Below are 24,614 nucleotides of genomic sequence, written 5' to 3'. Positions count from 1 at the left end.
CACCCCGCCGCCCCTGGTTGCCGATACTCGGCAACCTCAGCGGCTCACGTCGTCCGCGTTCTGCCCTCGTGCTGGACGTCGGTGACCGTCAGGCTTGGACACAGCTCATCCCCTCGAGAAGGAGACCTCCTGTGTTCGACGTCCCGCTCTGGCTGTGGGTCGCATTCGCGGCCACGGTCGTCATCGCCCTGGCCGTGGACCTGCTGGCCCACCGTGACGCGCACGTCATCGGCTTCAAGGAGGCGGCCCGCTGGAGCGTCGCCTGGGTCGGCCTCGCGGTGGTCTTCGGCATCGTGGTCTTCGCCGTGGTCGGTCGTGACGCCGGGGTCGAGTACACGACGGCGTGGCTGCTGGAGAAGAGCCTCTCGGTCGACAACCTCTTCGTCTTCGCCCTGATCTTCGGCTACTTCAAGGTGCCGGCCGAGTACCAGCACCGGGTGCTGTTCTACGGCGTCATGGGCGCCCTGTTCTTCCGGGCGATCTTCCTGGCGCTGGGCGTGGCCGTGGTCAGCCAGTTCACCGCCATCCTCTTCGTGTTCGCCGCGATCCTGCTCTACAGCGCTTACAAGCTGCTCAAGGGCGACGACGACGACTACGACCCCAGCACGAGCTTCGCCCTGCGGCTGATGCGCAAGTTCGTGCCGATGACCGACGAGTACCACGGCACCAAGTTCTTCATCCGCGAGGCCGGCAAGCGCGTCGGCACCCCGATGCTGGCGGTCGTGGTCGCCATCGAGGCCGCCGACCTGCTGTTCGCCGTGGACAGCGTGCCTGCCGTGCTCGCGGTCAGCGACGACCCCTTCATCGTCTACACGTCGAACGCCTCTGCCATCCTCGGGCTCCGGGCGCTCTACTTCCTGCTGGCCGGGATGCTCGACCGGTTCCACCACCTCGGCACCGGTCTGGCGCTGATCCTCGCCTTCATCGGTGTCAAGCTGATCCTCCAGGCGGCGCACAAGACCATCGACGCCTCCATCCCGGAGATCCCCTCGCCGGTGAGCCTGGCGGTCATCGTGGTCGTCCTGGCCGGCTCGGTCGGGCTCAGCCTCCTGCGGCCCCGGCACGACGCGGACGAACCGGCCGCCCTCGAGCAGAAGTAGCAGCGGTCCCGCCCGGCAGGACCCCCGACGCGCGTGCGTCGGGGGTCCTCGCGCGACCGGGCCGCAGGGGGTAGGACCAAAGACCGTGCGCTCGGGGGCTCCAGGCCCCGGGAGGGACGCCGCCGGGGCGCGACGATGGACGGTGACAGACATCCGGCCACCGGGGGGAGCGTCTCGTGCCCGCGCCCGAGCCGGACGACCTCCCGGAGCCGCCAGCCGCTGCGACGGACCTGAGGGCCCGACTGGTCTACGTCCTGGGCCAGGTGGGCGTCGTGGTGGCGGGGATCTTCGTCTACTTCCGGGTGCGCGGGCTCACCGAGGGCTCCGTGGACCAGGCCCAGGACCATGCCCGCGAGATCATGAGGTTCGAGCAGGTGATCGGTCTCGACCACGAGTCCGCGCTGCAGGGCCTGGTCATCACCTCCGGCGCGCTGGAGACCGCCGCCAACTGGGTCTACATCTGGGGTCACTGGCCGGTCATCGTCGCCACCATGTCCTGGCTCGTGGTCGCCCATCGCCGGGAGTTCGCGCGGCTGCGCGACGCCATGATCGTGTCCGGTGCGCTCGGGATGGCGATCTTCGCCAGCTATCCCGTGGCGCCGCCACGACTGGCCGGGCTCGGCTTCGTCGACACGGTGAGCAACCGGTCCGAGTCCTACCGGGTGCTCCAACCGCCGGCCTTCGTCAACCAGTACGCCGCGATGCCCAGCCTGCACGCCGGCTGGGACCTGCTGGTGGGCATGGCCATCGTCTCCGCGGCGTCCTGCCTGGCGCTCAAGGTCGTCGGCGTCGTGATGCCGGCGTTGATGGCCCTCGCGGTGGTCGCGACGGCCAACCACTTCATCGTCGACGTCGTCGCAGGGACCGCACTGGTCCTGGCCGGCCACGCCGTCGCCCTGTGGCTGGAGCGACGGCGCGAACGCCCCCGCGTGGCAGCCCCATGAGCATCGTGGTCGTGGCCCATCGCGCGGGCAACTCGCTCCGGACCCTGGCGGCGGCAGAGCGCCGCGGGGCGGACGTGGTCGAGTGCGACGTGCACCTGCACCGGGGGCGGCTCGTCGTGACGCACCTCAAGGGCGCGGGTCCGCTGCCGCTGCTGTGGGACCGGTGGGAGCTGGTGTCGACCCGGACGCCCCAGCTCGAGCTCGCCGACCTGCTCGAGGCCCGGGCCGTCGGCACGACCCTGATGCTCGACCTCAAGGGCTGGCACACCTCGGTGGCCCGCTCGGTCACAGCCCTCCTGCAGGAGCAGGAGCGCCAGGACCCCGTCCTCGCGTGTGGTCGGTGGTGGCCCTCGGTCGACGCCGTCGCCGAGCTCCCGTTCGTCCTCCCGGTGCTCTCCGCCCGCAACGCCCGCGAGCTTCGTCGGTTGCGTCGCCGTCTGGTCTCAGGGCCTGCCGTCCACGGTGTCTCGGTGCACCGGTCGCTGCTCGACGCGGCGGTGGTCCGCGAGCTCCACCGCCACGTCGACCTCGTCATGACCTGGCCGGTCAACGACGCGGTCACCCTCGACGCCGTGCGGGCGATCGGCGTCAGCGGGGTGATCAGCGACGAGGTGTGGGTCCTGGCCGAGCTGGTCTCGCACCGCCGCGACCGGGGGAGGCCGTCAGCGGAACGCGCACCCGCTGCTGACGCCCAGGCGGCGCAGGACGACGGCGGCGGGGCAGAAACCGGTGATGCTGGACTGGGCCAGGTTGAGTCCGACGAAGGTGGTCAGCAGCAGCCACCAGGGTGAGACCGTCGCGGCCAGGAGCGCGCTGACGAGGGTCATGGTGCCGGCGAGGAGGAGCACGGCGCGGTCGAGGTTCATGCCTTGCCCCCGAAGAGGCGGTGGAAGAAGCCTGAGCCGGCCTCGTCGGGGTGGCCCGCGCACCGGTCGGGGCGCGGGACCCCCGCCAGGGCCTGCTCGACGTGACGTCCGCAACCGGCCCAGGTGGGCTTGCCGCAGCTCCTGCAGGTGACTGCTCGACACATGGTGCTGATCCTTCTGTGTGAGGTGAGGTGGGGTGGGGGTGGTGGTCAGCCGTGGGAGAAGGTGATGGCGGGCAGGACCCTGCGCAGCCACCGCGGGCTCCACCAGGCGGCCTTGCCGGTCAGGCGGAGCATGACCGGGAGCAGGACCAGACGCACCAGGAAGGCGTCGAGCAGCACGGCGACACCGAGCACGATGCCCATCTCCTTGGGTGGCAGCGGGCCCGACAGGGCGAAGGTGAAGAACACCGCGACCATGACGGCGCCGGCAGCGAAGATCACGCGCCCGGAGTGGGCCAGCGAACCCACCATCGCGTCCTTGGGGTCGCCCGAGTGCTCGTAGTGCTCCTTGGCCGACGCCAGCAGGAAGACGGTGTAGTCCATGGCGATCGCGAAGATCATCGCGAAGAAGAACACCGGTGCCCAGGCGTCGAGGAACCCCTGGCTCTCGAAGCCGAACAAGCCGGCGCCGATGCCCTCCTGGAAGACCAGGCGGGCGACTCCGAAGGCGGCGGCGGTCGACAGCAGGCTGGCCAGGGTGCCCAGCAGCGAGATCAGCGGGGCCTGCAGGGCGACGAGCAGGAGCAGGAAGCCGAGCACCAGCACGACACCGATCACCAACGGCGTGGACTCGTCGAGCTGTGTCTTGAGGTCGAGGTTCTCCACGGCTGCGCCGCCGACCAGGGCGCCGGCGGGCAGGTCGGCGCGCAGACGGTCGACGGTGTCGGCGAGCGCCGGGTCGGAGGGGTCGACGGTGGGGACGGCCTGGATGAGGACCAGCTCGCTGTCGTCGGTGGCAGGCATCGCGGGCATGGCTCCGGCGATGCCCTCGTCGGAGGCGAGCACGTCGGCGGCGGCCTTGGCGTCGGCCTTGTCCATCACGATCTGCAGGGTGCCGGGGGCGCCCTTGCCGAAGGACTCCTGGACGAGGTCGTAGCCGATGCGCGCGCTGGCGTCCTCGGGCAGCACCTTGATCGAGGGCATCGCGGTCCTGAGCCCGATCACCGGGGTGGCCAGGGCCAGCAGCACCACGAGCGAGGCCAGGCCCCAGACCAGGGGGCGCTTCCACAGTCGCTCGCCCCAGGCGGCGAACTTCGGCGAGCGGTGCTCGCCGGTCTTGACCCACGGCAGGGAGAACTTGTTGATCTGGTGATCGAGCTTGAACAGCACCAGCGGCAGGAGCGTCAAGGTGGCGGCCAAGACGAAGACGACGGAGAGCATGATCCCGCCGGCCATGGAGCGGAACGAGGGGGAGGGCACGAGCATCACGGCCGACAGCGAGACCAGCACGGTGGCCCCGGAGAGCAGGACGGCCTTGCCGGCGGTGTCCATGGTCTCGGCGACGGCTTGCCGGGCGGAGTTGCCCGAGCCCATGCGCGAGGCGCGGTAGCGCACGACGAGGAACAGGGCGTAGTCGATGCCGAGGGCCAGGGCGAACATCATGGCGAAGTTCATCGCCCAGATCGAGACCGGCACGAGCTGGTTGATCAGCACCAGCGACCCGGCTGAGGCGACCAGGCCGGCCAGGGTCAGGATCAGCGGCAGGCCGGCCGCCACGAGGGCGCCGAAGGCCAGCACCAGGATCGCCATCGTCACCGGCCACGAGACCATCTCGGAGGTGAGCATCGCCTTCAGGTTGGCCTCGTTGAAGTCCGACCACAGCAGCGAGGAACCGGTCGGGTTGACCTGGACCCCGTCGCCCGACAGGTCCTGGAGCTCGCCCTTGAGGTCGGTGGCGACGCGCACCATCTCGTTGGTGTCGACCCCGGCACCCGCCAGGACGATCGCGGTCGTGCCGTCCTGGCTCAGGGTGGCCTCGGGAACCGGCGCGACCACGTCGGCGATGCGCGGCTCGTCCTCGAGGATGGCGGTCACCTGGGCGATGACCTCGGCGCCGCGGCCATCGGTCACCGGGCCGTCGGTGGAGTGGACCACGACCTGGATCGCGGAGGACGCGTTGCCGCCGAAGCTCTTCTGGGCCAGCTCGCGAGCAGCCACCGACTCCGAGCCGTCGGCCTGCCACCCCGCCCCCGACAGGGACTGCTCGACCTGCGGTGCGAAGGCCCCGAGGCCCACGATGAGCAGGATCCAGACTGCGGTGACGAGCGTGGCGTGTTCGCCTCGGACCCCGAGGCGTCCGAGCGGACCGGGCCTGAACCGGGGCGTGAGGTCCGGATCGGATCCGGGGCTGTGCGCCCCGCCGGAGCGCTTGGCGGTAGTGGTGCTCATGCAGAGGTCCGTTCATGTCGGCGATCGGCTACTAACCCCCTGGGGGGTTGCAGGAGGACGGTAACATAACCCCCTGGGGGGTTATCAGTCCGAGCGCCCGGAAGTCCGTCGGGCTGCACACGACCCTCGCGGGCCGCGGCTCGCCCCTCCCGGGCCGCGGGCCGAAGGTCATGGGTGCGGGTCGGCAGGACCTTGGCCCCTCCCGGCGCCCTGGTGTCGCACCTAGCGTCGAGCACGTGGAGAGCGAGGCCAGATGACCAGACGACTGGTGGTGCTGGGTGCCGGCACCGCGGGCACCATGATCGTGAACAAGCTGCGGCGCCGGTTGCCGCGTGACGAGTGGGAGATCACCGTCGTCGACCGCGACGACGTCCACCCCTACCAACCCGGCTACCTCTTCGTCCCCTTCGGGCGCTACGAGACCGAGCAGCTGCTGCGTCCCCGCCACGACTTCGTCCCCAACGGCGTCGACCTCGTCCTCGCCGAGGTGGACCGGGTCGACACCAGCGCCGACACGGTGCACCTGACGGACGGCACGACGCTCGACTACGACTACCTCGTGATCGCCACCGGTACCTCGCCGCGACCTGACCAGACCCCGGGCATGCTGGGCAGCCAGTGGCGCACGAGCGTCTTCGACTTCTACACCCTCGACGGCGCCCGGGCCCTGGCCGGGGCGCTGGCCACCTTCGACCACGGTCGCCTGGTCGTCCACGTCACCGACATGCCCATCAAGTGCCCGGTGGCGCCGCTGGAGTTCGTCTTCCTGGTCGAGGCCTGGCTGCGTGAGCACCGGTTGCGCGACCGGGTCGAGCTGGTCTTCGTCACCCCGCTGTCGGGCGCCTTCACCACACCGGTCGCCTCGGAGCACCTCGGGGGCCTGCTGGAGGAGCGCAAGGTCCACGTCGAGAGCGACTTCCTGGTCGAGCACATCGACAACGAGCGCAAGACGCTCGTGTCGTACGACGAGCGGGAGGTGCCCTTCGACCTGCTGGTCACCGTGCCGCTCAACATGGGGGCCGACTTCGTCGAGCGCTCCGGGCTCGGCGACGAGCTCAACTACGTGCCGGTCGACAAGCACACCTTCCTCAGCACCCAGCACGACAACGTCTTCGCCGTGGGCGATGCCAACGACATCCCGACGTCCAAGGCGGGCTCGGTGGCGCACTTCTCCATCGAGGTGTTCACCGACAACTTCGTCGAGCACGTCGCGGGCCGGCCCATGACCCGGGCGTTCGACGGGCACGCCAACTGCTTCATCGAGTCCGGTGACCACAAGGCGTTGCTGATCGACTTCAACTACGACACCGAGCCGCTCACCGGTACCTACCCCGTCCCGTACGCGGGACCGCTGGGCCTGCTCAAGGAGACCCGGGCCAACCACCTGGGCAAGCTCGCGTTCCGCTGGATCTACTGGAACGTCCTGCTCCCCGGGCGGCCCCTGCCCCTCCCGGCAGCCATGTCGATGGCCGGCAAGCACCCGGTCGACCGCACCACCGAGGACACCACCAAGGACACCACCAAGGACACCGCATGACCACGAGCACGCTGGCCGGACACCAGTTCCACGTCGACGAGGAGGGGTTCCTCACCGTCCCCGACGAGTGGAGCGAGGAGCTCGGCGCGGCCCTGGCCGCGCAGATCGGCATCGAGATGACCGACGCGCACTGGAGCGTCGTCCGCTTCCTGCGCGACGACTTCGCCGCGACGGGGGAGACCGCGACGCTGCGCCGGGTCGGCGCCCGCAGCGGCGTCCCCGTCAAGCAGCTGTTCGCGCTCTTCCCGCAGAAGCCCGCCAAGAAGATGGCCTACGTCGCCGGCCTGCCCAAGCCGCGCGGCTGCGTCTGACCCACCCCGCACGAGCAGATCCGGAGACCGCCATGACCACCACGACCACCCCCACGACCACGCCGACCCCGGCCGTCGCGCCGGCCTTCGACGACCCTGCGAGCCAGGGCCGCACGCTCGCGATCATCTGCTCCAAGGGCACCCTCGACATGGCCTACCCCGGGCTCATCCTCGCCAACGCCGCGCTCGGCGAGGGCGTGGAGACCCACCTGTTCTTCACCTTCTGGGGCTTCGACATGATCACCAAGGCGACGATGGCCGACCTGAAGTTCACGATGCTGGGCAACACCGCGACCCACCTGCCGCAGGGCCTGGGGGGCCTGCCGGGCATGACGGCGGTGGCGACGTCCCGGCTACGCAGGTCGCTGGCCGAGATCGACGTCCCCGAGGTGCCGGAGTTCCTCGAGCAGATCGTCGCCTCGGGCGGACACCTGTGGGCCTGCCGGATGTCGGCCGACATGAACCACCTCACCCTGGACGACCTGTACGACGAGGTCGAGGGCATCATCAGCGCCGGCGAGTTCATCGAGAAGACCGACGGGGCCCAGCTGCTCTTCATCTGAGCCACGGCGACCCCCGCCGTGACCAGGCCCGGTCGGCGGGCGGTCAGTGGCCGCGGGCCGCGACCGGGACGACGGCCACGGGGCACGGCGCGTGCTCGAGCACCGTGGTGGCCGTCGAGCGGTAGAGGAGCCGGTCCAGGGTGCGGGTGCGGTGCCGGCCGACGACCATGAGGGCCGCGTCGTGCATGGCGTCGACGATCGTGTCGGCCAGGGGCCCGGCCAGCACCGTCGAGGTCCACGTCACGTCGGGGAACTTCTCCCCGAGACCGGCCACCGTCTCGGCCAGGAGCACCCGGGAGCGGACCCCCGCCTCGACGGTCAGGTTGGTCCACAGCAGGTGGATCACGCGGACCGGGCGCCCGACGTGGGAGGCGAGGTCGAACCCGAACTCCAGCACCGGGAGCGAGTCGGCGGTCCCGTCGACGGCGATGACGATCTCACGGCGCTCGAGGCCGTCGGCCTCGTCGGGCAGGTCTCGGACCACGACGACCGGGCACGAGGCCGACCGGACGAGCGTGCCGCTGACCGAGCCCAGCACCAGGCTGGCGACCGGTCCGCGTCCGCGGGTGCCGAGGACCATCAGGTGCGCGTGCTCGGAGTCGGTCACCAAGTGGACCCGGGGGTCGACCTCGTCGACGACGTCACGCACGTCGAGCGCGGGCCGGCGGTGGCGGGCCCGGGCCACTGCCCGGGCCACGACCTGTGCGTGCGCGCGGCGTGACGAGGCGAGGAGGTCGGGCCAGTCCGTGGCGAGCATCCCCGACGAGACGCCGTACAGCGGGCCCATCGGGCTCTCCGAGTGCACGACGGCCAGCGTGCGGTGCTCCGCCGCCGCGATGTCGGCGGCCCAGTCCAGCGCGCGGTCGCTGTGCAGGGAGTCGTCCACGCCGACCGCGATGCTGCCGTCGGGAACCTCGGAGATCGCCATGTCCCCACCCTGGGTGGGGCTCGCCGCGTGCGGCCACGGTCGATCGTCATGGCCGTGACGGTCCTTGTGCCCGCCCCCGCGCCCGCCTCTGGCAGGTGCGGGCAGGTCGGGTCGACGGCACGCTCCCGCAGAGACCTTCGCCCCTGACCCAGGCCCGGCACCGGTGCTGGACTCCACGAGAGAGAGCCAGTGGGAGGGGGCCGTCATGGCCGACACGGGACCGGGGCCGACGAGCTCCGCGGCGGCGCGCGCCACGGGCCGCGACACGCCCTTCGGGGCAGGGGCGCCGCTGGGTCGCTGGGTCGGCGTGCCGGTCCGCGCGCACTGGTCGGTGCTGCTCGCGGTGGGACTGTTCGCCTTCCTGCTCGCCACGGTCACCCTCCCGGCCGCGCGTCCGGGAGCCTCGCCCGCGGCGTACTGGACGGCCGGTGCGCTCACGGCCGTGGCCCTCCTGGTGACCCTCGCGGCCCACGAGCTGGCCCACGCCGTCGCCGCGCGCCACTACGAGCTGGCGGTCGCCCGCATCACGCTGTGGATGCTCGGCGGCATGACCGAGATCGAGGGTGCCTTCCCGTCGCCGCGGGCGGATGCGGTCGTCGCGGCCGCCGGGCCGCTCACCAGCCTCGGCCTGGGCGGGATGCTCGCCGGGACGGCCTGGCTCGTCGGGTCCCACGGGCTGGTGGGCTACGCGCTGGTCTGGCTCGGCGTCATGAACCTCGTCCTCGGGGTCTTCAACCTGCTGCCCGGTGCGCCGCTGGACGGCGGACGGCTGCTGCGCGCGCTGGTGTGGTGGCGCACGCAGGACCGTGACCGCGCCGCGGTGTGGGCCGGCCGCGTCGGCCACGTGATCGGGGCCGTCCTGATCGGGGTCGGGCTCGTGCAGGTCCTCGCCGGGGACGCCACCGGCGCGTGGTCGGCGCTGCTGGGCTGGTTCATCCTCAGCGGTGCCGCCTCCGAGGAGTACGCCGTGCGCGCCGAGCGCCTGCACGGCCTCACCGTGCGCGACGTGATGAGCCCGACCCCGTACCTCGCGCCGTCCTGGTGGACCGTCGAGCAGCTGGTCGCCGCGCTGCCCCCGGAACCGTCCCGGCAGCCGGTCGTCCCGTTGGTCGACATCGACGGCGACTTCGTCGGCGCCGTCACGCTCGCCACCCTCGACCAGGTCCCCGTCGGGCGTCGGGCCGCGGTGCACCTCGGACACCTCGCCCACGGCTCCGATCAGCTGCTGCGGACCGGACCGGACCAGGACCTCGCCGGCCTGCTGCTCCCGCTGCACCTGCGCGGCGGGTACGCCGTGGTCCTCGAGGGCGCGAAGCCGGTCGGCTTCGTCAGCGACGGCGACGTGGAGCGTGCCGCGCTGACCAAGCGGGCCGACGCGTCGCGCACCGGTGGACCCCAGGGTGCCGACGGGGCCGCCCCCAGCACCACCTGAGCCGCTCGCCGTGTCGAGCCTGCGGCGCCCCGCGGTCGACCCGCCGGTGCCTGCTCGACACGGGTCGGGCCGCCACCTGGTGCGCTGGGCGACCCGGGTCGGTGGCAGCGTCGTGGCGCTCGCCCTGGTCGCCTACCTCGTGCTCCCCGAGCTGGTCGCGGCGCGTGGCGAGCTGTGGCTCTTCGTCGACGGCGCGACGTGGCGCGTGGGTCTGGCGGCGCTCCTGCAGCTGGTGTCGCTGATGGCCTACACCGCCCTGACCCTGGCCGTGCTGGACCGGTCGGTGCGGCCCAGCTTCGGCCTGCAGCTGCGCATCGACGTGACCGGGTTCGGCGCCAGCCACGTCCTGCCCGGTGGGGGCGCCAGTGCGGCGGCACTGCGGTACCGACTGATGACGGTCCGCGGCGTGCCGCCCCCCGACGCGGCCTCGACGGCCGCCGTGCAGACCGCGACGGTGGTCGCCGGTCTGGTGGCGATCTTCGCCACCGGCGTCGTCCTGGCCCTGCCGGGGATCTGGGCCCACCCGGCCTACGTGCTGGCCGCTCTCGTCGGGCTGTGCCTGCTGGCGGTCGCGCTGGTCGTGACGCCACGACGGCGGGAGCCGGGCCGCCGGCGCCGGTCCCCGGACCATCGCCGCGACTCTGGCGCGCGTCGTGCGTGGGCCCTGCGACAGCGGGAGCGGGCCGGCAGCGCCGTACGGCGCACCGGTGAGCGCGCGGCCGTGTCGCTGCACGACCGGCGCCGTCGTCGGCGCCTGCTCGGGTGGGCCGTCGGCAACCGGCTCCCCGACGCCGCCGGCCTGTGGCTGTGCCTGTGGGCCTACGGGATCGTCGTGCCGCCGGGGGAGCTGCTCGTGGCCTACGCGGCGGCCAGCCTGGCCGGTCTGCTGCCCCTGACCCCCGGTGGGCTGGGGGTCGTCGAGAGCGTCCTCGTGCCGACGCTGACGGTGCTGGCGGACGCCGGTGGCCCGGTGGTCCTCGGGGTCCTCACCTGGCGTGCGCTGCAGTTCTGGCTGCCGATCCCGATCTCGTGGCTCACCTGGGCCAGCCTGTGCCCCTGGCGCGCCCCGTCGGCCGGCTGAGGTCGCACGCCGGGCCCCGACGGCGTGCGGCCCCGCCGGACCGTGAGGTCGGACGGGGCCGGATCGCGCCGCGGGGCGGCTACTCGACGGGCAGCTCGCGGCGGGCGATCGGGATCTTGCGCGACTTCTGCGGCTCGGCGGGAGCCGGCAGCGAGACGGTGAGGACGCCGTCGGTGTAGTCGGCGGTCACCTCGTCGCCGGAGACCCCCTCGGGCAGTCGCAGGACGCGGTCGAACGAGCCGTAGGCGATCTCGCTGCGGTGCTCCTCGTGCTTCTCCTCGCGTCGTTGGCCGTGGATGCGCAGCAGGCCGTTGTCGACGACGACCTCGACGTCGGTCTCGGGGTCGATGCCAGGCAGGTCGGCGCGCACCACGTGCTGGCCGTCCTCGAGGAACTCCTCGACCCTGACGGTGGGGCGCACGCGCACGTCGGAGAACCAACCGACCAGGTCGTTGAGGAACGAGACGTCGTCACGGTGGATCAGGGTGCTCACGGGCTTCTCTCTTCTGCTGGGGGACGGGGGAACTCCCTCCATGGCACCGCGCGGGAACAGGCGACCCCAGGGTCCAACGTCCCCACGGCCCGGGCTCCCCGTCCGCGGGACCAACGACCCTGTCCCGCCGTACCCACGCTTCCTAGCGTGGCCGCGACGAGGTCCGCTCCGCCACGACGACGGGGACGGCAGGACCACCGGACCCGTCACGACTGTGGAGGAGGAGAACGCCATGCAAGGACGCGTCGGTGACCGCATCGTCATCCGCAACACCCACCTCGGCGAACCGGTACGCGACGGCGAGATCATCGAGGTCCAGCACGAAGACGGCTCGCCGCCGTACCTGGTGCGCTGGTCCGACAACGGCCACGAGAGCCTGTTCTTCCCCGGACCCGACGCCTACGTGGCCCACTCCTGACCGCTGCCGGACGGGTGTCGACGACACCCGGCCGTCGGAGCCCGTGCCGACCAGGTGGAGACCGTCGTCGGGCTGGGCCGGCTCGGCGAGCCGTCGTCCTCGACGGCCACCGGACGCACAGCGACGGCCCCTCGCCCGCCGTCGGCGAGCAAGGGGCCGTCGTGACCGCTACCGGGTCGTGGCCGTCGGGCTCAGACGTTGTCCGAGCGGTTCTCCCGCACGGTCTGGGTGCCGTCGGGGTGGGTGACGGTCTGCACGGCCCTCGTGCGGCGTCCCGAGCTCCAGGTCACCGCGGTGAGCGCGATGAGCACGAGCCCGACCGCCGCCATGATCCAGCCGACCGTCGTGACGTCGACGCCGTTGATGCCGTCGGTGACGGCCAGGGCGAGCACGAGTCCGACGACGAGCAGGAACGCTCCGAATCCGTATCCCATGATGTGTGCTCCTTCGTTGTCGCCCCGGCAGGCGGGGCGGGTGGGGGTGCGCAGGGCGCGGGAGGACGTTCCTCGGGTGGTTCCTCCGGCGTACGACCCTGGGCGTTACGCCGGCCCCGACGAGTCACCCCTAGGGGCGAGTGCCCCCGGCAGGTGGCGGTCACCCCGGCGGTGACCTCGGCGGCGACCCGGGTGGTCCACGCCGACCGGTCGATAGCGTGAGGGCGTGACGACGACGGGGCGACCCAGCGACGGGCCGCACGAGGTCGACGTGTGTGTCGTCGGCGCCGGCCAGTCGGGTCTGGCGCTCGGCTTCCACCTGCAGCGTCTCGCGCGGCGGCGCAAGCAGGCCGGCGGGCCTCCGACGTCGTTCGTGCTGCTCGACGACGGTGCCGAGCCCGGTGGGGCGTGGGTCCACGGCTGGGACACGCTGTGCCTGTTCTCGCCCGCGGCGTACAGCTCGTTGGCGGGATGGCCGATGCCGCCGTGGCCCCACGAGGGGACGCCTTCGGCCGCGCACGTCGCGTCGTACCTGCGCGACTACGAGGCCCGCTACGCGCTGCCGGTGCACCGCCCTCGGCGCGTCGTGGCGGTCACCGAGGCCGGTGGGGCGGGCCGGGGGCGGCTCGAGGTGCTCACCGAGGACGGCTCGCGCTGGTGGGCGCGCGTGGTGGTCAACGCGACCGGGAGCTGGAGCCGGCCCTTCTGGCCGAGCGTCCCGGGGCGTGATTTCTTCGGCGGCGTCCAGGTCCACACCGTCGGCTACCGCTCGGCCGCGACGCTGCCCGGCCGGCGCGTGCTGGTCGTCGGGGGCGGGAACTCAGGGGCGCAGATCGCCGCCGACCTGCTGCTCCACTCCGCCAGGGAGGTCGTCTGGGCCACCCGCACCCCACCCCGTCTCCTGCCCGACGACGTCGACGGCCGCGTGCTGTTCGCCACCGCGACGCGGGCCGTGCGCGAGCGCGACGCGGGCCGCACGAGCGCGGGGGTCGCCTCGCTCGGCGACATCGTGGTGACTCCCGGCGTCCGGGAGGCTCGCGACGAGCGAGGGCTGCGCGCGGTGGGCATGCCGGACCGGCTGACGGCCACCGGCGCGGTCTGGGCCGACGGCACCACCCGCCTCGTCGACACGATCGTCTGGTGCACCGGCTTCCGGCCGGCGCTGCGGCACCTGCACCCACTGGGCCTGTCGACCCGTCGGGGCCACCCGGTCACCCGGTCCCCGGCGCCCGGGTCGACGGCCGCGGTCGCAGTCGACGACCCGCGGGTCTTCTTCCTCGGCTACGGCGACTGGTGCGCCCTGGCATCGGCCACGTTGATCGGGGTCAACCGCTCGGCACGCGACACCGCGGCGGCCGTGGCCGATCGGGTGGACCGGGTCGAGGTGCTGGCGGAGTCGGGTCAGTCCTGACGGTCGGCCGGGGCGTTCGGGTAGAGGTAGACCACCAGGACCAGGCCGACCAGCCCGCCCACGACCTGGGCGACGACGAATGCCGGCACCGAGGCGGGGGCGATGCCGGCGAAGGTGTCGGAGAACATCCGGCCCACCGAGACGGCCGGGTTGGCGAACGACGTGGAGCTGGTGAACCAGTAAGCCGCGCCGATGTAGGCGCCGACCGCCGGGGCGGCGAGCACGCCGCGCCCGGTGCGGGTCAACGCGAAGATGACGAGCACCAGCCCGGCGGTCGCCACCACCTCGCCGAGCAGGTGGGGACCGGTGGCGCGGTGGTGGGTGGAGATCTCGGTGGGGACGTCGAACATCACGTTGGCCAGGACGGCGCCGCCGATCGCGCCGACCACCTGGGCCACCACGTAGGCCAGCACGGCGAGCGGGGCCATGGTGGGGACGCCGTCGCGCCGGTCGGCCACCCGCGACGCCAGGGTGACCACCGGGTTGAAGTGCGCGCCCGAGACGGGCCCGAGCGCGAGGATCAGCACCACCAGGGCCAGGGCGGTGGTGAGGCTGTTCTCGAGCAGCTGGATCCCGACGTCGGTCGGCGACAGCGTGGTCGCGGCGATGCCGGAGCCCACCACGACCGCGACCAGCAGCGCCGTGCCCAGCAGCTCGGCCACCAGCTGGCGCACCAGGCCGGTCGTCAGGGGGACCTCGTCGGCAGGGGTGCCCAGGGCGGTGTCGGTGTGGCTCACGGCGTTCATCTTGACCACCCACGAAGACTCAGTCAAACTTGACTCAATGATCGTAGAGCGAAGTTTCCCGACGCTCCGGCGCCCCGACGTACGGGTGGCCCGGCACGCCGCGCTCGCCGACCCGGTCCGGCTCGCGGTCGTCGACCGGCTGCTCGTCGGCGACGCCTCGCCGTCGGAGCTCCAGCAGGCCCTGGGCCTGACGTCCAACCTGCTGGCCCACCACCTCAAGGTCCTCGAGAGCGCCGGGATCGCCCGGCGCCGACGCTCGCAGGGCGACCGCCGCCGCAGCTACGTGACCCTGGCTCCCGGCGGTCTGGACGACCTGGTGGGTCCGGCCACGACGGCGGCCTCGACCGGGGCGCTTCGCGTCGTGTTCGTCTGCACGGCCAACAGCGCGCGCTCGCAGCTCGCGAGCGCCCTGTGGCGAGGGACCAGCGACCTGCCCGTCGCCTCGGCCGGCACCCAGCCGGCACCGGTGATCGCGACCGGCGCCCGTGCCGCCGCGGCGCGCCACGGCCTGCGCCTGGTCGACGACACCCCACGACACCTCGACGAGGTCCGGCGCGACGGCGACCTCGTCGTCACGGTCTGCGACCACGCCCACGAGGAGCTGGCCGGCGTTGACGACGTCCACTGGTCGGTCCCCGACCCGGTCGTCGCCGACACCGCGGCGTCCTACGACGCCGTCGTCGCCGAGCTCGACCGACGGATCACCACCCTGGCCGGGACCGCCGGCCGCCCACCCGAGCGAGGAGCCCCATGACCCACGACCAGCCCGGCGCGCACCCCCACCAGGTCGTCTTCGCCTGCCGCAAGAACGGCGGTCGCTCGGTCATCGCCCGGGTCCTCGCCGAGCACTACGCCGGCGGCACCGTGACGGCGCTGTCGGCCGGCACCGAGCCGGGCGACCACATCCACCCCGAGGTGGCCCGGGTGCTCGAGGGGCTCGGGCTCGACACCTCCCGCGAGGAGCCGAAGCACCTGACCCGCGACATGATCGCGAGCAGTGCTCTCGCCATCACCCTCGGCTGCGGCGAGGAGTGCCCGTACGTCCCCGGGGTGCGCTACGTCGACTGGCCCGTCGACGATCCCTTGGGCCGCGACGACGTGACGGTGCGGCGCATCGTCGCCGACCTCGACGCGCGGGTCCGCGGGCTGCTCGCCGAGCTGGTCCCCGACCACGAGCTGCCCCCGTCGGTGCTCGCCGACGCGGACTCCGGTCCCGCGACCTGACGTCCGACCGGGCGGCGGCCGGCCAAGACGTGGGCGCTACCGCCGAGCCCTTACGGGGGGGCAGGCCCGGCGGTAGCGGTCTGGGGGTGCGTCAGCCGGTCAGGGACGGACCACCGGGTGGCCACCAGCGACGCGGCACGAGCGACGCGACGCGACGTGCCCGCGCGCGGCGCAGGGTCTCGTCTCGTGGTCCATGGCCGTCCCTGTCGCGTCGGAGGGTGTGCCCGCTCGTGCTCGCTTCGGGATCCATCGTCGAGCCACCGTGCAGGGGTCGACAGGGCCCTTGGTCCCGACCCCGTGAGGAACGCCTCCGGGACCCTGATCCCGGGTCTACGGTGGTCCTATGGCCCTTGATCCCCCGCTGCCTGCCGACTCCGTGGTGCCCGCCGGGTCGGCGCCGATCCGGGTGTTCCTGCTGGATGACCATGAGCTGGTGCGTCGTGGGTTGCGGGAGTTGTTGGAGGGTGAGGGCGACATCGTGGTGGTGGGGGAGTCGGGGTCGGCGGAGGAGGCGGCGCGGCGGATTCCGGCGTTGCGTCCGGATGTGGCGATCTTGGATGGTCGGTTGCCGGATGGGTCGGGGGTGGATGTGTGTCGTGAGGTGCGGTCGCGTGATCCTGGGATTCGGGCGTTGATCTTGACGTCGTACGACGATGACGATGCGTTGTTCGCGGCGATCATGGCGGGGGCGGCGGGGTATGTGTTGAAGCAGGTGCGGGGTGGGGATCTGGTGGCGACGGTGCGTCGGGTGGCGGCGGGTCAGTCGATGTTGGATCCGCAGGTGACTGCGCAGGTCTTGGAGCGGGTGCGTCGGGGTCCGCCGGTCAATCGTGAGCTGGAGGGGTTGACGGGGCAGGAGCAGCGGATCTTGGAGCTGATCGGGGAGGGGATGACGAATCGGCAGATTGCTGAGTCGATGTTCTTGGCGGAGAAGACGGTGAAGAACTACGTGTCGTCGATGTTGGCGAAGCTGGGGTTGTCGAGCCGGACGCAGGCCGCGATCTTCGCGTCGAAGCGCCAGCGGTGACGACCCCAGCGCCGACACGGTGACGACACGGTGACGACCCCGCTCGGGCAGGTCGACTTCGACGACCTGTTGCGCGAGGTGCTCGCGCGGGTGCAGGGCGTGCTCGACGAGCAGGTCCGGTTGCGGCTGCTGCTCGACGCCGTCGTGACGATGGCGGCCGACCTGACCCTCGACGGGGTCCTGGCGCGCATCGTGGCGATCGCCAGCACGCTCGTCGACGCCGAGTACGCCGCGCTCGGCGTCCTGGGCGAGGGACCCGAGCGCCGCCTGCGGACGTTCGTCCACCACGGCATGACCACCTCGCAGGTGGCGCGCATCGGCGACCTGCCGACCGGGCACGGGCTGCTCGGGCAGATCATCGACCACCCCCGCCCCCTGCGGCTGCACGACATCGCCGAGCACCCGTCGTCGTTCGGCTTCCCCGAGCGCCACCCGCCGATGAGCTCGTTCCTCGGGGTGCCGGTGCGCATCCGCGACCAGGTCTTCGGCAACCTCTACCTGACCGAGAAGTCAGGGGGCGTCGACTTCACCGAGCAGGACGAGAACATCGTCGTGGCCCTCGCGGCGGCCGCCGGCGTCGTCATCGAGAACGCCCGGCTCTACGAGCAGACCGCGCGTCGCGAGCACTGGTTGGCGGCGACCGCCGAGATCACCCGGCTCATGGCCAGCAGCGGGCCGGGGCTCGAGGCCCTGCAGGCCGTGGCCGACCTGTCCCGCGAGGTGGCGGGAGCCGACGTCTCGTGGATCGTGGTCGGCTCGTGTCCTGAGGACCTCGCGCTCAAGGTCGTGTCGGGGGCGCCCGCCGACCCGGTCGCCATGCGGTCGATCGACCTGGCCAACTCCCTCGCCGGGGCCGTCGTCGGCACCGGTCGCGCGATGTCGGTCGAGGACCTCGCCGCGGACCCACGCGCCCTCGACCTGGCCCCGGTGCTGGGCTGGCCCCGGATGGGCCCCGCGATCGTGGTGCCCCTCGGCTCGGCCGGCGCCGTCGAAGGGGTCCTCGCGCTCGCGTGGCACCCCGAGCACGTCGAGCGCTACCGCACGGTCGACCTCGCGCTGCCGACGAGCTTCGCCGAGCAGGCGGCCCTGGCGCTGCAGGTCGCCCGCGCGCGCGACGACCAGGGGCGTCTGGCCGTCTTCGAGGACCGGGACCGGATCGGACGCGACCTCCACGACCTGGTGATCCAGCGTCTCTTCGCCGTCGGGCTCGGTCTGCAGAGCGCTGCCAGGCTGTCGGGCGACCCTGCGGTCTCGCACAAGATCGAGCAGGCGGTCGACGACCTCGACGGCACCATCAAGGACATCCGGCGCTCGATCTTCGCGCTCGGGTCGATCGAGGCCTCCGCCGACATCCAGGCCGAGGTGACCCGGCTCGTCGAGCGCGCGCGGGCCACGCTGAAGTTCCGCCCGTCGCTGCGCTTCGAGGGCCCGGCCCGCACCCTGCTCGGCGAGCGCCTGGCCCCCGACCTCCTCGCCGTGCTGGCCGAGGCCCTGTCCAACGCCGGCAGGCACGCTGCCGCCTCGTCGGTCGACGTGGTGCTCGCCGTCCGTGACGGCGACATCGTGCTGGTCGTCGACGACGACGGGGTCGGGCTGCCCGACGACCCCCGCGAGAGCGGCGTCGCCAACATGCGCAACCGGGCGGCGATCCACGGGGGCAGCTTCGTGCTGGAGTCGCGCGCCGAGGGTGGCACCCACCTGTGCTGGCGCGTGCCGGCCAACCCGGCAGACTGACCCCGCCCGGCCTGGTCCGGGCGGTGCGCGGTCGTGCTGCTCCGGCGGCTGCGGGGGCTGCGGGGGTCGCGCTGCTCAGGTCGGTGTCAGGACCGTGCGCGCACGATCACAGCACCCTCGTGGGCGCGGCGGCAGGGCACAGGACGAGGAGACGGCGATGAGGTTGACGGTCGGGATCTGCGAGGACGATCCCGCGCTGCGACGCGCCCTGCGCCAGGCCCTGACCCTCGACGACCACGAGACGGTCCTGGCCCACAGCGGCAAGGAGGCCCTCGCCCTCTTCGGGCCCGGGTCGGGGATCGACGTGATCATCATGGACATCGGGCTGCCCGACGCCGACGGGCGCGACGTGTGCCAGGCCCTCAAGGCGGGCGGGCAGGACGCGCCGGTGCTGTTCCTCACCGCGCTGGGGGCGACGCACGAGCGGCTGGCGGGGTTCGGCTCCGGCGGCGACGACTACGTCACCAAGCCCTTCGAGCTCAAGGAGCTGCTGGCCCGGGTCGCGGTCCTCGGGCGACGTGGTCGTCAGCTCGTGGTCCGCTCCGACACCTCAGGCCTGGTCCTCGACGCGACGACCCACACGCTGCGCACGGAGCGCGGCGAGGTGCTGCTGTCGCCGACGGAGTTCCGGATGCTCGCCGCGATCGCCGGCCGACCCGACGAGGTGGTCCGTCGCCGTGCCGTCGTGGCGGCGGCCTGGCCCGACGGGGCGATCGTCAGCGAGAACACCGTCGACTCCCTGATGCGTCGGCTGCGCACCAAGATGGGCGAGGTCGAGACCCCGGTCGTCATCGAGACGCTGCGCGGGATCGGCTTCCGCCTGGTCGACAGGCCACCGGGCGCGTGAACCTCCGTCCACGTCATCGTCCACGTCCGCGGTCACGTCCTCGACCTGGTGCCGGTCGTGCCGTGCGGCCGGCGCGGCCCGGGCGCCGGTCGTTCGGCTCCCAGCTGGTGCTCCTCGTCGCGGCCGTCACCGCGGTCGTCGTCCTGCTCCTGACGATCCTCGTCCAGGTCGTGCTGGCCCGCTCCACGACCCGCAGCCTCGACACGGTGCTGCGTGACCGGGCGCAGGTGGTGGTCGGCTCGGTCTCGACCGACCGCGACGGACGCGTGGTCGTGCCCGACGCCCGGCTCGACGCCGGGGTCGCGGTCTACGACTCCACGGGCCGCCTGGCCGCCGGCAGCGTCCCGACCTCGCAGGCCGCGACCTACGCCGACCTCTCCACGGTCACCGCGCGGACCTATGTCGACCGTCCGGGCAGCGACGAGAGCCGGGTGCTCGCCCAGCCCTTCGACACCGGCGCGGGGGGCTCCGGTGTGGTCGTGGTGACCGAGCGGCTGGCGCCCTACGAGCGAGCCGAGCGGCAGGCCCTGCTGGTCTGCGTCGGTGCGGGGCTGCTGATGGTCGCCCTGGCAGCAGGGCTGGCCGCGTGGGTGTCGCACCGAGCGCTGGCACCGGTCGCCGCGATGACGGCCGCGGCCGACGACTGGAGCGAGCACGACCTGACCCACCGCTTCGACCTCGGTCCGGACCGCAACGAGATCGCTGCTCTCGGGCGCACCCTCGACCGGCTCCTCGAACGGGTGGCCACGGCGATCAGGTCCGAGCAGCGGCTGACCTCCGAGCTGGCGCACGAGCTCCGCACCCCGCTGGCCGCGATCCAGGCCAACGCCGACCTGGCGCTGCTGCACCGCGACCTCGGTACCGACGTGCAGGAGTGCCTCGAGGAGATCGCGGTGTCCACGCGGCGGATGGGCACGACGATCGAGAGCCTGCTCGAGCTGGCCCGCTCGGAGTCGACCCAGGCGCTGGGGGCGTCGTGCCTGCTGCGCGACGCCGTCGACGACGCGCTCTCCGCCATCGGCGCCGACGGGGTCTCGGTGACCATCGACCCCGCGACGCGGGTCCTGCTGCCGCACGCGCTCGCCGTGCGCGCGATGTCGCCGGTCCTCGAGAACGCCCACCGGCTGGCCGGCCGGGTCGTGGTCACGGTGGCGGCGTCGAGGCCGGGGTTCGTCGACCTCCTGGTCGACGACGACGGTCCGGGGATCGCCCCGGGCGATCGGGAGGCGGTCTTCGAGCCGGGCCACACCCAGGACCACCGGCACGGTGCCGGCGCCGGCCTCGGGCTCGCCCTGTCACGACGGGTCGCCCGCAGCATGGGCGGCGACGTCCGGGTCGTGGACGGGCCGCTCGCGACCCGCGTCTCGGTCACCCTCCCGACCCCCTGAGCCACCGGCTCAACGCCTCCTGGCGCCCCCGGGCGCTCCAGGCACCGCCACCCGTCACCTGCTCAGGCGCGTGTCAGGTGCCGGCACCGACCCTCGGACCATGTCATCGACGTCGTCCGTCCCGACCCGCCCGCTGACCCCGAGGACCATGCTCAACAAGGTCCCCGAGGTCACCTTGTGGTTCTGGGTGATCAAGATCCTGTGCACGACCGTCGGCGAGAGCTTCGCCGACTACGTCAACGAGACCCTCGGGGTCGGCCTGGTGCGCACCTCGGTGATCTTCACCGTGGCCTTCGTGCTCGTGCTGGCCGTCCAGGTGCGGCTGCGGCGCTACGTGCCGGCGGCCTACTGGCTGACCGTCGTCGTGGTCAGCGTGACCGGCACCCTCTACACCGACATCCTCACCGACCAGGTCGGCGTGCCCTTGTGGATCAGCACCACGGTGTTCTCCGTGCTCCTCGCCGGGGTGTTCGGCACCTGGTACGCCCGCGAGCGCACCCTGTCGATCCACAGCATCGTCACCACCCCGCGCGAGTCGTTCTACTGGGTCGCGGTCCTGGTCACCTTCGCCCTCGGCACCGCCACCGGCGACTGGACCCTCGAGCTGACCGGGTGGAGCCCGGGCACCTCGGTGCTCCTGCCGCTGGGCCTGATCGCCGCGGTCACGGTGCTGTGGCGGCTGGGCGCCAACCCGGTGCTCGCCTTCTGGGTGGCCTACATCCTCACCCGACCGCTGGGGGCCAACATCGGTGACTACCTCGCCTCGCCCTCCAGCGAACGGGGTCTCGGCCTCGGCACGCTGAGCACGAGCCTGCTGTTCCTGGGCGCGATCCTCGCCACGGTCGTCTACCTGTCGGTCTCGAGGGCCGACGTCATCGAGGACTGGCAGGCCCGTCACGGCGACGGCGCCGAGGCGCCTGCGCGCGACACCGCCCGCGAACGGGCGACGCTGGGGGCGATGGGCGCCCTCGCGGTGGCGACCGTGGCCCTGCTCACCTATGCCAATCTTCAGCCCCACGCCAACGCGCTCGCCGCCGAGGAGGGGGCCGCCCCGTCGTGCGCGAGCGACCCGTCGTCGCTCACCGCCGACGCCGCCCGGCAGCAGGTCGCCACGTCGTTCCCGGCCGCCGACGTCAGCGCCTTCCGTACCGTCGCCACCGACACGCTCGGCCTCGTGCGCTCCGGGGACCAGGCCGGCGCGACCTCGCGGATCACCGACCTGGAGACCGCCTGGGACGACGCGGAGGACCGCCTCGTCGCGAAGGACTGCACCACCTGGACCTACGTCGACCAGCAGATCGACACCGTCCTGGGCGCCGTCCGTGCGTCCGCGCCCGACCCGCAGGCCGAGACCGGTGCCCTGACGGCGCTGATCGCCACGCTGGGCTGAGCCGCGGGTGCGCAGGAGCGGCGCTCAACCTGACGGTCAAGCTCGGCGCACCGCCCACGCAGCGCCCGGTGACCTCCACCTCGTCGACCGCCTCCCTCGCGCCCACCGCGCGCTCGTCGTCCTGCGCGGACGCCCGCGCGCGGCCGGTCGCCTCGCCGCCGGACGTCGTGCTGCCCGACCCGGCACTCCCGGGCATCAGCGGTCTCACGCTGACTCGATGATCCGCGCCGTACACGCGCAGGCGAGGGCGGCCGCGCGCGCGTGTCCCCACGGTGCGCTCCGGCTGGTCGACCCGGACCGCGCACCGTGGGGACCCGCGCGACCCGAGGGCGGTCGCCCCGGGCCGTCAGGCGCTCAGGTACGGGCGGCGCGCAGCGGGAGCCACACCGACAGGCCCATGAGAGCCATCGCCAGCGGGAAGTGGATCGCCGTCACGCCGGGGTTGTCACCGATCAGGCCGCCGAGGTAGGCCTCGAAGACCAGGATGACGGCCATCGCGACGGTGCCGATGAGCAGGTCGCGACGCTCGCGCATCTTGACGTAGAGGATGACGGCGCCGACGACGGCGAGCAGGATCGCGAGGTCGGCGCCCCGGGCGTGGATCTCGACCCACTTCTCCTCGTAGTCCTCGCCCTCGTGGACGAACAGGCCCGCCCACAGGCCCTGGAGCAGGATCAGGACGCTGGCCAGCCCGATCACGGACAGGTAGGCCTTGCGGGCGCCGGCGGTGGAGGGGGTCGTGGTGGTCGTGGTGGCAGAACGGGAGTCGGTCACAGGTTGCTCCTGGTGGAAGGTGGATCGGAGGGCGTGCGGCGTGGGGGCGAGGGGGAGCGCGGTGCGCGCCGGCTCGGGGGTGCGCGCGCGTGACGCGGTGCGCTCATCCGCGGGGGCCCGGGTCGACCAGGCGCAGGGCCAGCACCGGGCAGGCGCTCACCGCCCGCCGCGCGTGCGGGACCAGGGCCGCGGTCACGTCGTGGGTGCGCAGGACCGGGAAGCCGTGCTCGTCGAGGTCGACCAGCTCGGGGAGCAGCCGCGCGCACAGGCCGTGGCCGTCGCAGCGGGTCCAGTCGATCTCGAGCCTCACCGTGCCCCCCCGTGCCTGGCGGAGGGGCGCGGGCCGACCGGCGGCACGGGCAGCGCTCCGCGCAGCGGGCGTCCGCAGGTGCCGTGGGTCCGGTGCAGGGCGACCTCGTGGGTGAGCACCTCGAGGGCCGAGCTCACGAACCCGGCCGCGCCGTCGGGGTGGGCGCAGGCGCCGCGACCGGGCAGCAGGGCCGCGCGCGCCTGCGCGGCCTCGGGCACCTGCCGACCGGCGACCAGGTCGTCGACCGTGCGTGCCAGCGCGGGCAGCCCGAACCAGCACGGTCCGCACTGGCCCGCCGACTCCGCTGCCAGCCACCGCGTCACCGCGGCGACCTCGCCGAGCAGGCAGGTGTCGGCCGGCGGACGGGCGACGACGCCGGCGTTGAGACGCAGGCCCGCCCGGCGCAGAGCAGGTCGACTGACCCGCAGGTCGCCGGCGACCGGGACCCAGGTGCCGTGGTAGCCGCCGACCAGCACCGGCCGGTCGTCGGTGCCCGGGAGCAGCCCGTGCAGGGCCAGCCCGGTGGGGACCTCGACCACCACCGGACCGGAGTCGTCGGCCCACAGGGTCAGCAGCGTCGTGCCGGGCTCGTCGGGGTCGCCGACGCTCGCGTGCTCGCGGACCCCCCGCGAGAGCAGGACGGCGACCTGCGCGAAGGTCTCGACGTTGGAGGCGAAGGTGGGGGCGCCCTTGACACCGCTGACGCTGGGCAGGACCCGGCGCCCGCCCGGCAGGGGTGCGTGGCCGTCGACCGCACGGATCGCCGCGCGCACCTCACCGGACACGAACCCCCCGGGCCGCTGCACCACGCGGACGCGGCCGGCGTCGCGGCGCTCCTGCACGGCCCGGCGCAGGCTGTGGGCCGATGCGTCGTCGTGCACCGTGATCGTGACGTGGCGGGTCCCGAGGGCCCCGGCCACCGCCAGCGCGCCGTCGAGCACGAGGTGGGGCGTGCGCGTCATCACGGTGCGGTCCTTGAAGCTGGCGGGCTCACCCTCGGAGCCGTTGACCAGGACCTGGGTGCGCGAGCCCGCGGGCGTCGCCCGCAGCTTGGTGGCCACCGGGAAGGCAGCGCCGCCGCGGCCCAGCAGCGCGACCTCGGTCGTCATCGCGACCAGGCGGTCGAGGTCGACGGGGGCCACCGTGCCGTGCAGGCGCCGGTGGGTCGCCAGGTCGATGCGCTGGCCGTGGCTGGTGCCGAGCAGCAGCCGGGCCGCGCCGAGGGCGACGGCCGGCGGCAGCAGGGGGGCCTCGGGGGGTGCCATC

The 24,614-nt window shown here is 73.1% G+C and carries 27 protein-coding genes; 17 read left to right on the top strand and 10 right to left on the bottom strand.

Annotation, left to right across the window (positions count from 1 at the left end; genetic code table 11):
- The first annotated feature begins 131 nt into the window (after window positions 1-131).
- Both FZC61_RS21765 and FZC61_RS21760 read left to right on the top strand, forming a co-directional pair.
- Entirely contained in the window at window positions 132-1,100 is a 969-nt protein-coding gene (locus tag FZC61_RS21765; protein ID WP_148616365.1) for a TerC family protein, read from the top strand.
- Window positions 1,101-1,276: 176 nt separating this feature from the next.
- Window positions 1,277-2,044: a phosphatase PAP2 family protein gene (locus FZC61_RS21760; protein WP_246142847.1), complete on the top strand. Its 768-nt coding sequence runs from the start codon at window positions 1,277-1,279 to the stop codon at window positions 2,042-2,044.
- Between the two features lie 662 nt (window positions 2,045-2,706).
- Here the strand turns inward: FZC61_RS21760 and FZC61_RS21755 are convergent.
- From FZC61_RS21755 to FZC61_RS21750, 3 genes are read right to left on the bottom strand one after another with little or no spacing between them, the layout of a single operon-like run.
- Window positions 2,707-2,871: a YgaP family membrane protein gene (locus FZC61_RS21755; RefSeq protein WP_246142850.1), complete on the bottom strand. Its 165-nt coding sequence runs from the start codon at window positions 2,869-2,871 to the stop codon at window positions 2,707-2,709.
- A 35-nt stretch (window positions 2,872-2,906) separates the two neighbouring features.
- Window positions 2,907-3,074, bottom strand: coding sequence for a hypothetical protein (locus FZC61_RS23255; RefSeq protein WP_170286223.1), 168 nt, complete (start codon window positions 3,072-3,074; stop codon window positions 2,907-2,909).
- 45 nt (window positions 3,075-3,119) lie between these two features.
- Window positions 3,120-5,300 (bottom strand): MMPL family transporter, encoded by a 2,181-nt coding sequence (locus FZC61_RS21750; protein ID WP_148616363.1) that lies wholly within the window; start codon window positions 5,298-5,300, stop codon window positions 3,120-3,122.
- Window positions 5,301-5,553: 253 nt separating this feature from the next.
- Here FZC61_RS21750 and sqr point away from each other — a divergent pair, with 253 nt between their 5' ends.
- The 3 genes from sqr to FZC61_RS21735 are packed head-to-tail and all read left to right on the top strand — an operon-like array spanning window position 5,554 to window position 7,711.
- Window positions 5,554-6,837, top strand: a complete 1,284-nt coding sequence (gene sqr / locus FZC61_RS21745) for a type III sulfide quinone reductase, selenoprotein subtype (RefSeq protein ID WP_148616362.1) — start codon at window positions 5,554-5,556, stop codon at window positions 6,835-6,837.
- Window positions 6,834-7,148, top strand: a complete 315-nt coding sequence (locus FZC61_RS21740; RefSeq protein ID WP_148616361.1) for a TusE/DsrC/DsvC family sulfur relay protein — start codon at window positions 6,834-6,836, stop codon at window positions 7,146-7,148. The genes sqr and FZC61_RS21740 overlap by 4 nt, the downstream gene beginning before the upstream one ends.
- A 32-nt stretch (window positions 7,149-7,180) precedes the next feature.
- A complete protein-coding gene (locus tag FZC61_RS21735; RefSeq protein ID WP_148616360.1) occupies window positions 7,181-7,711 on the top strand; it encodes a DsrE/DsrF/DrsH-like family protein in 531 nt (176 codons plus the stop codon).
- Window positions 7,712-7,754: 43 nt separating this feature from the next.
- Here FZC61_RS21735 and FZC61_RS21730 read toward each other — a convergent pair whose 3' ends face one another.
- Complete coding sequence (locus FZC61_RS21730) at window positions 7,755-8,639, bottom strand: universal stress protein (RefSeq protein ID WP_170286222.1); 885 nt, start codon at window positions 8,637-8,639, stop codon at window positions 7,755-7,757.
- Window positions 8,640-8,844: 205 nt separating this feature from the next.
- On the opposite strand from FZC61_RS21730, the gene FZC61_RS21725 reads away from it, so the two are divergent.
- Window positions 8,845-10,071, top strand: a complete 1,227-nt coding sequence (locus FZC61_RS21725; RefSeq protein ID WP_148616358.1) for a site-2 protease family protein — start codon at window positions 8,845-8,847, stop codon at window positions 10,069-10,071.
- A 10-nt stretch (window positions 10,072-10,081) separates the two neighbouring features.
- The gene (locus FZC61_RS21720; protein ID WP_170286221.1) at window positions 10,082-11,152 is read left to right on the top strand and encodes a lysylphosphatidylglycerol synthase transmembrane domain-containing protein; all 1,071 of its coding nucleotides are present in this window, start codon (window positions 10,082-10,084) and stop codon (window positions 11,150-11,152) included.
- Between the two features lie 79 nt (window positions 11,153-11,231).
- Here the strand turns inward: FZC61_RS21720 and FZC61_RS23250 are convergent, their stop codons facing one another.
- A complete protein-coding gene (locus tag FZC61_RS23250; RefSeq protein WP_170286220.1) occupies window positions 11,232-11,645 on the bottom strand; it encodes an Hsp20/alpha crystallin family protein in 414 nt (137 codons plus the stop codon).
- A gap of 232 nt (window positions 11,646-11,877) precedes the next feature.
- Here FZC61_RS23250 and FZC61_RS21710 point away from each other — a divergent pair, with 232 nt between their 5' ends.
- Complete coding sequence (locus FZC61_RS21710) at window positions 11,878-12,063, top strand: DUF1918 domain-containing protein (RefSeq protein ID WP_148616355.1); 186 nt, start codon at window positions 11,878-11,880, stop codon at window positions 12,061-12,063.
- 191 nt (window positions 12,064-12,254) lie between these two features.
- On the opposite strand, the gene FZC61_RS21705 is transcribed toward FZC61_RS21710, so the two are convergent.
- A complete protein-coding gene (locus tag FZC61_RS21705; RefSeq protein ID WP_148616354.1) occupies window positions 12,255-12,497 on the bottom strand; it encodes a DUF6458 family protein in 243 nt (80 codons plus the stop codon).
- A 226-nt stretch (window positions 12,498-12,723) separates the two neighbouring features.
- Here FZC61_RS21705 and FZC61_RS21700 point away from each other — a divergent pair, with 226 nt between their 5' ends.
- Complete coding sequence (locus tag FZC61_RS21700; protein ID WP_246142846.1) at window positions 12,724-13,908, top strand: ArsO family NAD(P)H-dependent flavin-containing monooxygenase; 1,185 nt, start codon at window positions 12,724-12,726, stop codon at window positions 13,906-13,908.
- Here the strand turns inward: FZC61_RS21700 and FZC61_RS21695 are convergent.
- Complete coding sequence (locus tag FZC61_RS21695) at window positions 13,899-14,645, bottom strand: aquaporin (protein WP_281289856.1); 747 nt, start codon at window positions 14,643-14,645, stop codon at window positions 13,899-13,901. The two genes, FZC61_RS21700 and FZC61_RS21695, sit on opposite strands and share 10 nt — an antisense overlap.
- A 46-nt stretch (window positions 14,646-14,691) precedes the next feature.
- On the opposite strand from FZC61_RS21695, the gene FZC61_RS21690 reads away from it, so the two are divergent.
- The 8 genes from FZC61_RS21690 (at window position 14,692) to FZC61_RS23245 (ending at window position 22,485) form a co-directional block, all read left to right on the top strand.
- Window positions 14,692-15,408, top strand: coding sequence for an arsenate reductase/protein-tyrosine-phosphatase family protein (locus FZC61_RS21690; protein ID WP_148616352.1), 717 nt, complete (start codon window positions 14,692-14,694; stop codon window positions 15,406-15,408).
- A complete protein-coding gene (locus FZC61_RS21685) occupies window positions 15,405-15,878 on the top strand; it encodes an arsenate-mycothiol transferase ArsC (RefSeq protein WP_148616351.1) in 474 nt (157 codons plus the stop codon). Before FZC61_RS21690 ends, FZC61_RS21685 begins: the two co-directional genes overlap by 4 nt.
- Window positions 15,879-16,221: 343 nt before the next feature.
- Window positions 16,222-16,905: a response regulator gene (locus FZC61_RS21680; RefSeq protein ID WP_148616350.1), complete on the top strand. Its 684-nt coding sequence runs from the start codon at window positions 16,222-16,224 to the stop codon at window positions 16,903-16,905.
- Between the two features lie 30 nt (window positions 16,906-16,935).
- Entirely contained in the window at window positions 16,936-18,639 is a 1,704-nt protein-coding gene (locus tag FZC61_RS21675) for a sensor histidine kinase (RefSeq protein WP_148616349.1), read from the top strand.
- Window positions 18,640-18,796: 157 nt separating this feature from the next.
- Complete coding sequence (locus FZC61_RS21670; RefSeq protein WP_148616348.1) at window positions 18,797-19,486, top strand: response regulator transcription factor; 690 nt, start codon at window positions 18,797-18,799, stop codon at window positions 19,484-19,486.
- Between the two features lie 62 nt (window positions 19,487-19,548).
- On the top strand, window positions 19,549-20,874 hold the full coding sequence (locus FZC61_RS21665) for a HAMP domain-containing sensor histidine kinase (protein ID WP_148616347.1): 1,326 nt from the start codon (window positions 19,549-19,551) through the stop codon (window positions 20,872-20,874).
- A gap of 100 nt (window positions 20,875-20,974) precedes the next feature.
- The gene (locus FZC61_RS21660) at window positions 20,975-22,264 is read left to right on the top strand and encodes a COG4705 family protein (protein WP_148616346.1); all 1,290 of its coding nucleotides are present in this window, start codon (window positions 20,975-20,977) and stop codon (window positions 22,262-22,264) included.
- 68 nt (window positions 22,265-22,332) lie between these two features.
- A complete protein-coding gene (locus FZC61_RS23245; protein WP_170286219.1) occupies window positions 22,333-22,485 on the top strand; it encodes a helix-turn-helix domain-containing protein in 153 nt (50 codons plus the stop codon).
- Between the two features lie 133 nt (window positions 22,486-22,618).
- Here the strand turns inward: FZC61_RS23245 and FZC61_RS21655 are convergent, their stop codons facing one another.
- From FZC61_RS21655 to FZC61_RS21645, 3 genes are all read right to left on the bottom strand, one after another.
- On the bottom strand, window positions 22,619-23,038 hold the full coding sequence (locus tag FZC61_RS21655) for a COX15/CtaA family protein (RefSeq protein WP_148616345.1): 420 nt from the start codon (window positions 23,036-23,038) through the stop codon (window positions 22,619-22,621).
- A gap of 103 nt (window positions 23,039-23,141) precedes the next feature.
- The gene (locus FZC61_RS21650; RefSeq protein WP_148616344.1) at window positions 23,142-23,348 is read right to left on the bottom strand and encodes a ferredoxin; all 207 of its coding nucleotides are present in this window, start codon (window positions 23,346-23,348) and stop codon (window positions 23,142-23,144) included.
- Window positions 23,345-24,613: an NADH-ubiquinone oxidoreductase-F iron-sulfur binding region domain-containing protein gene (locus tag FZC61_RS21645; protein ID WP_170286218.1), complete on the bottom strand. Its 1,269-nt coding sequence runs from the start codon at window positions 24,611-24,613 to the stop codon at window positions 23,345-23,347. The genes FZC61_RS21650 and FZC61_RS21645 overlap by 4 nt, the downstream gene beginning before the upstream one ends.
- Between the last annotated feature and the right edge of the window lies 1 nt (window position 24,614).

This window comes from Nocardioides rubriscoriae (assembly GCF_008087085.1).
GTDB lineage: Bacteria > Actinomycetota > Actinomycetes > Propionibacteriales > Nocardioidaceae > Nocardioides > Nocardioides rubriscoriae.
This window is presented reverse-complemented; position numbering and strand designations above follow the sequence as displayed.

What these genes read in the sequence shown, in the direction of transcription:
- sqr (WP_148616362.1), top strand. Translation starts at nt 5,554, where the DNA reads ATGACCAGACGACTGGTGGTGCTGGGTGCCGGCACCGCGGGCACCATG.
- FZC61_RS21725 (WP_148616358.1), top strand. Translation starts at nt 8,845, where the DNA reads ATGGCCGACACGGGACCGGGGCCGACGAGCTCCGCGGCGGCGCGCGCC.
- FZC61_RS21750 (WP_148616363.1), bottom strand. Translation starts at nt 5,300, where the DNA reads ATGAGCACCACTACCGCCAAGCGCTCCGGCGGGGCGCACAGCCCCGGA.
- FZC61_RS21730 (WP_170286222.1), bottom strand. Translation starts at nt 8,639, where the DNA reads ATGGCGATCTCCGAGGTTCCCGACGGCAGCATCGCGGTCGGCGTGGAC.
- FZC61_RS21755 (WP_246142850.1), bottom strand. Translation starts at nt 2,871, where the DNA reads ATGACCCTCGTCAGCGCGCTCCTGGCCGCGACGGTCTCACCCTGGTGG.
- FZC61_RS21660 (WP_148616346.1), top strand. Translation starts at nt 20,975, where the DNA reads ATGTCATCGACGTCGTCCGTCCCGACCCGCCCGCTGACCCCGAGGACC.
- FZC61_RS21685 (WP_148616351.1), top strand. Translation starts at nt 15,405, where the DNA reads ATGACCCACGACCAGCCCGGCGCGCACCCCCACCAGGTCGTCTTCGCC.
- FZC61_RS21710 (WP_148616355.1), top strand. Translation starts at nt 11,878, where the DNA reads ATGCAAGGACGCGTCGGTGACCGCATCGTCATCCGCAACACCCACCTC.
- FZC61_RS21735 (WP_148616360.1), top strand. Translation starts at nt 7,181, where the DNA reads ATGACCACCACGACCACCCCCACGACCACGCCGACCCCGGCCGTCGCG.
- FZC61_RS21670 (WP_148616348.1), top strand. Translation starts at nt 18,797, where the DNA reads ATGAGGTTGACGGTCGGGATCTGCGAGGACGATCCCGCGCTGCGACGC.
- FZC61_RS21740 (WP_148616361.1), top strand. Translation starts at nt 6,834, where the DNA reads ATGACCACGAGCACGCTGGCCGGACACCAGTTCCACGTCGACGAGGAG.
- FZC61_RS21690 (WP_148616352.1), top strand. Translation starts at nt 14,692, where the DNA reads ATGATCGTAGAGCGAAGTTTCCCGACGCTCCGGCGCCCCGACGTACGG.
- FZC61_RS21645 (WP_170286218.1), bottom strand. Translation starts at nt 24,613, where the DNA reads ATGGCACCCCCCGAGGCCCCCCTGCTGCCGCCGGCCGTCGCCCTCGGC.
- FZC61_RS21680 (WP_148616350.1), top strand. Translation starts at nt 16,222, where the DNA reads ATGGCCCTTGATCCCCCGCTGCCTGCCGACTCCGTGGTGCCCGCCGGG.
- FZC61_RS21705 (WP_148616354.1), bottom strand. Translation starts at nt 12,497, where the DNA reads ATGGGATACGGATTCGGAGCGTTCCTGCTCGTCGTCGGACTCGTGCTC.
- FZC61_RS23255 (WP_170286223.1), bottom strand. Translation starts at nt 3,074, where the DNA reads ATGTGTCGAGCAGTCACCTGCAGGAGCTGCGGCAAGCCCACCTGGGCC.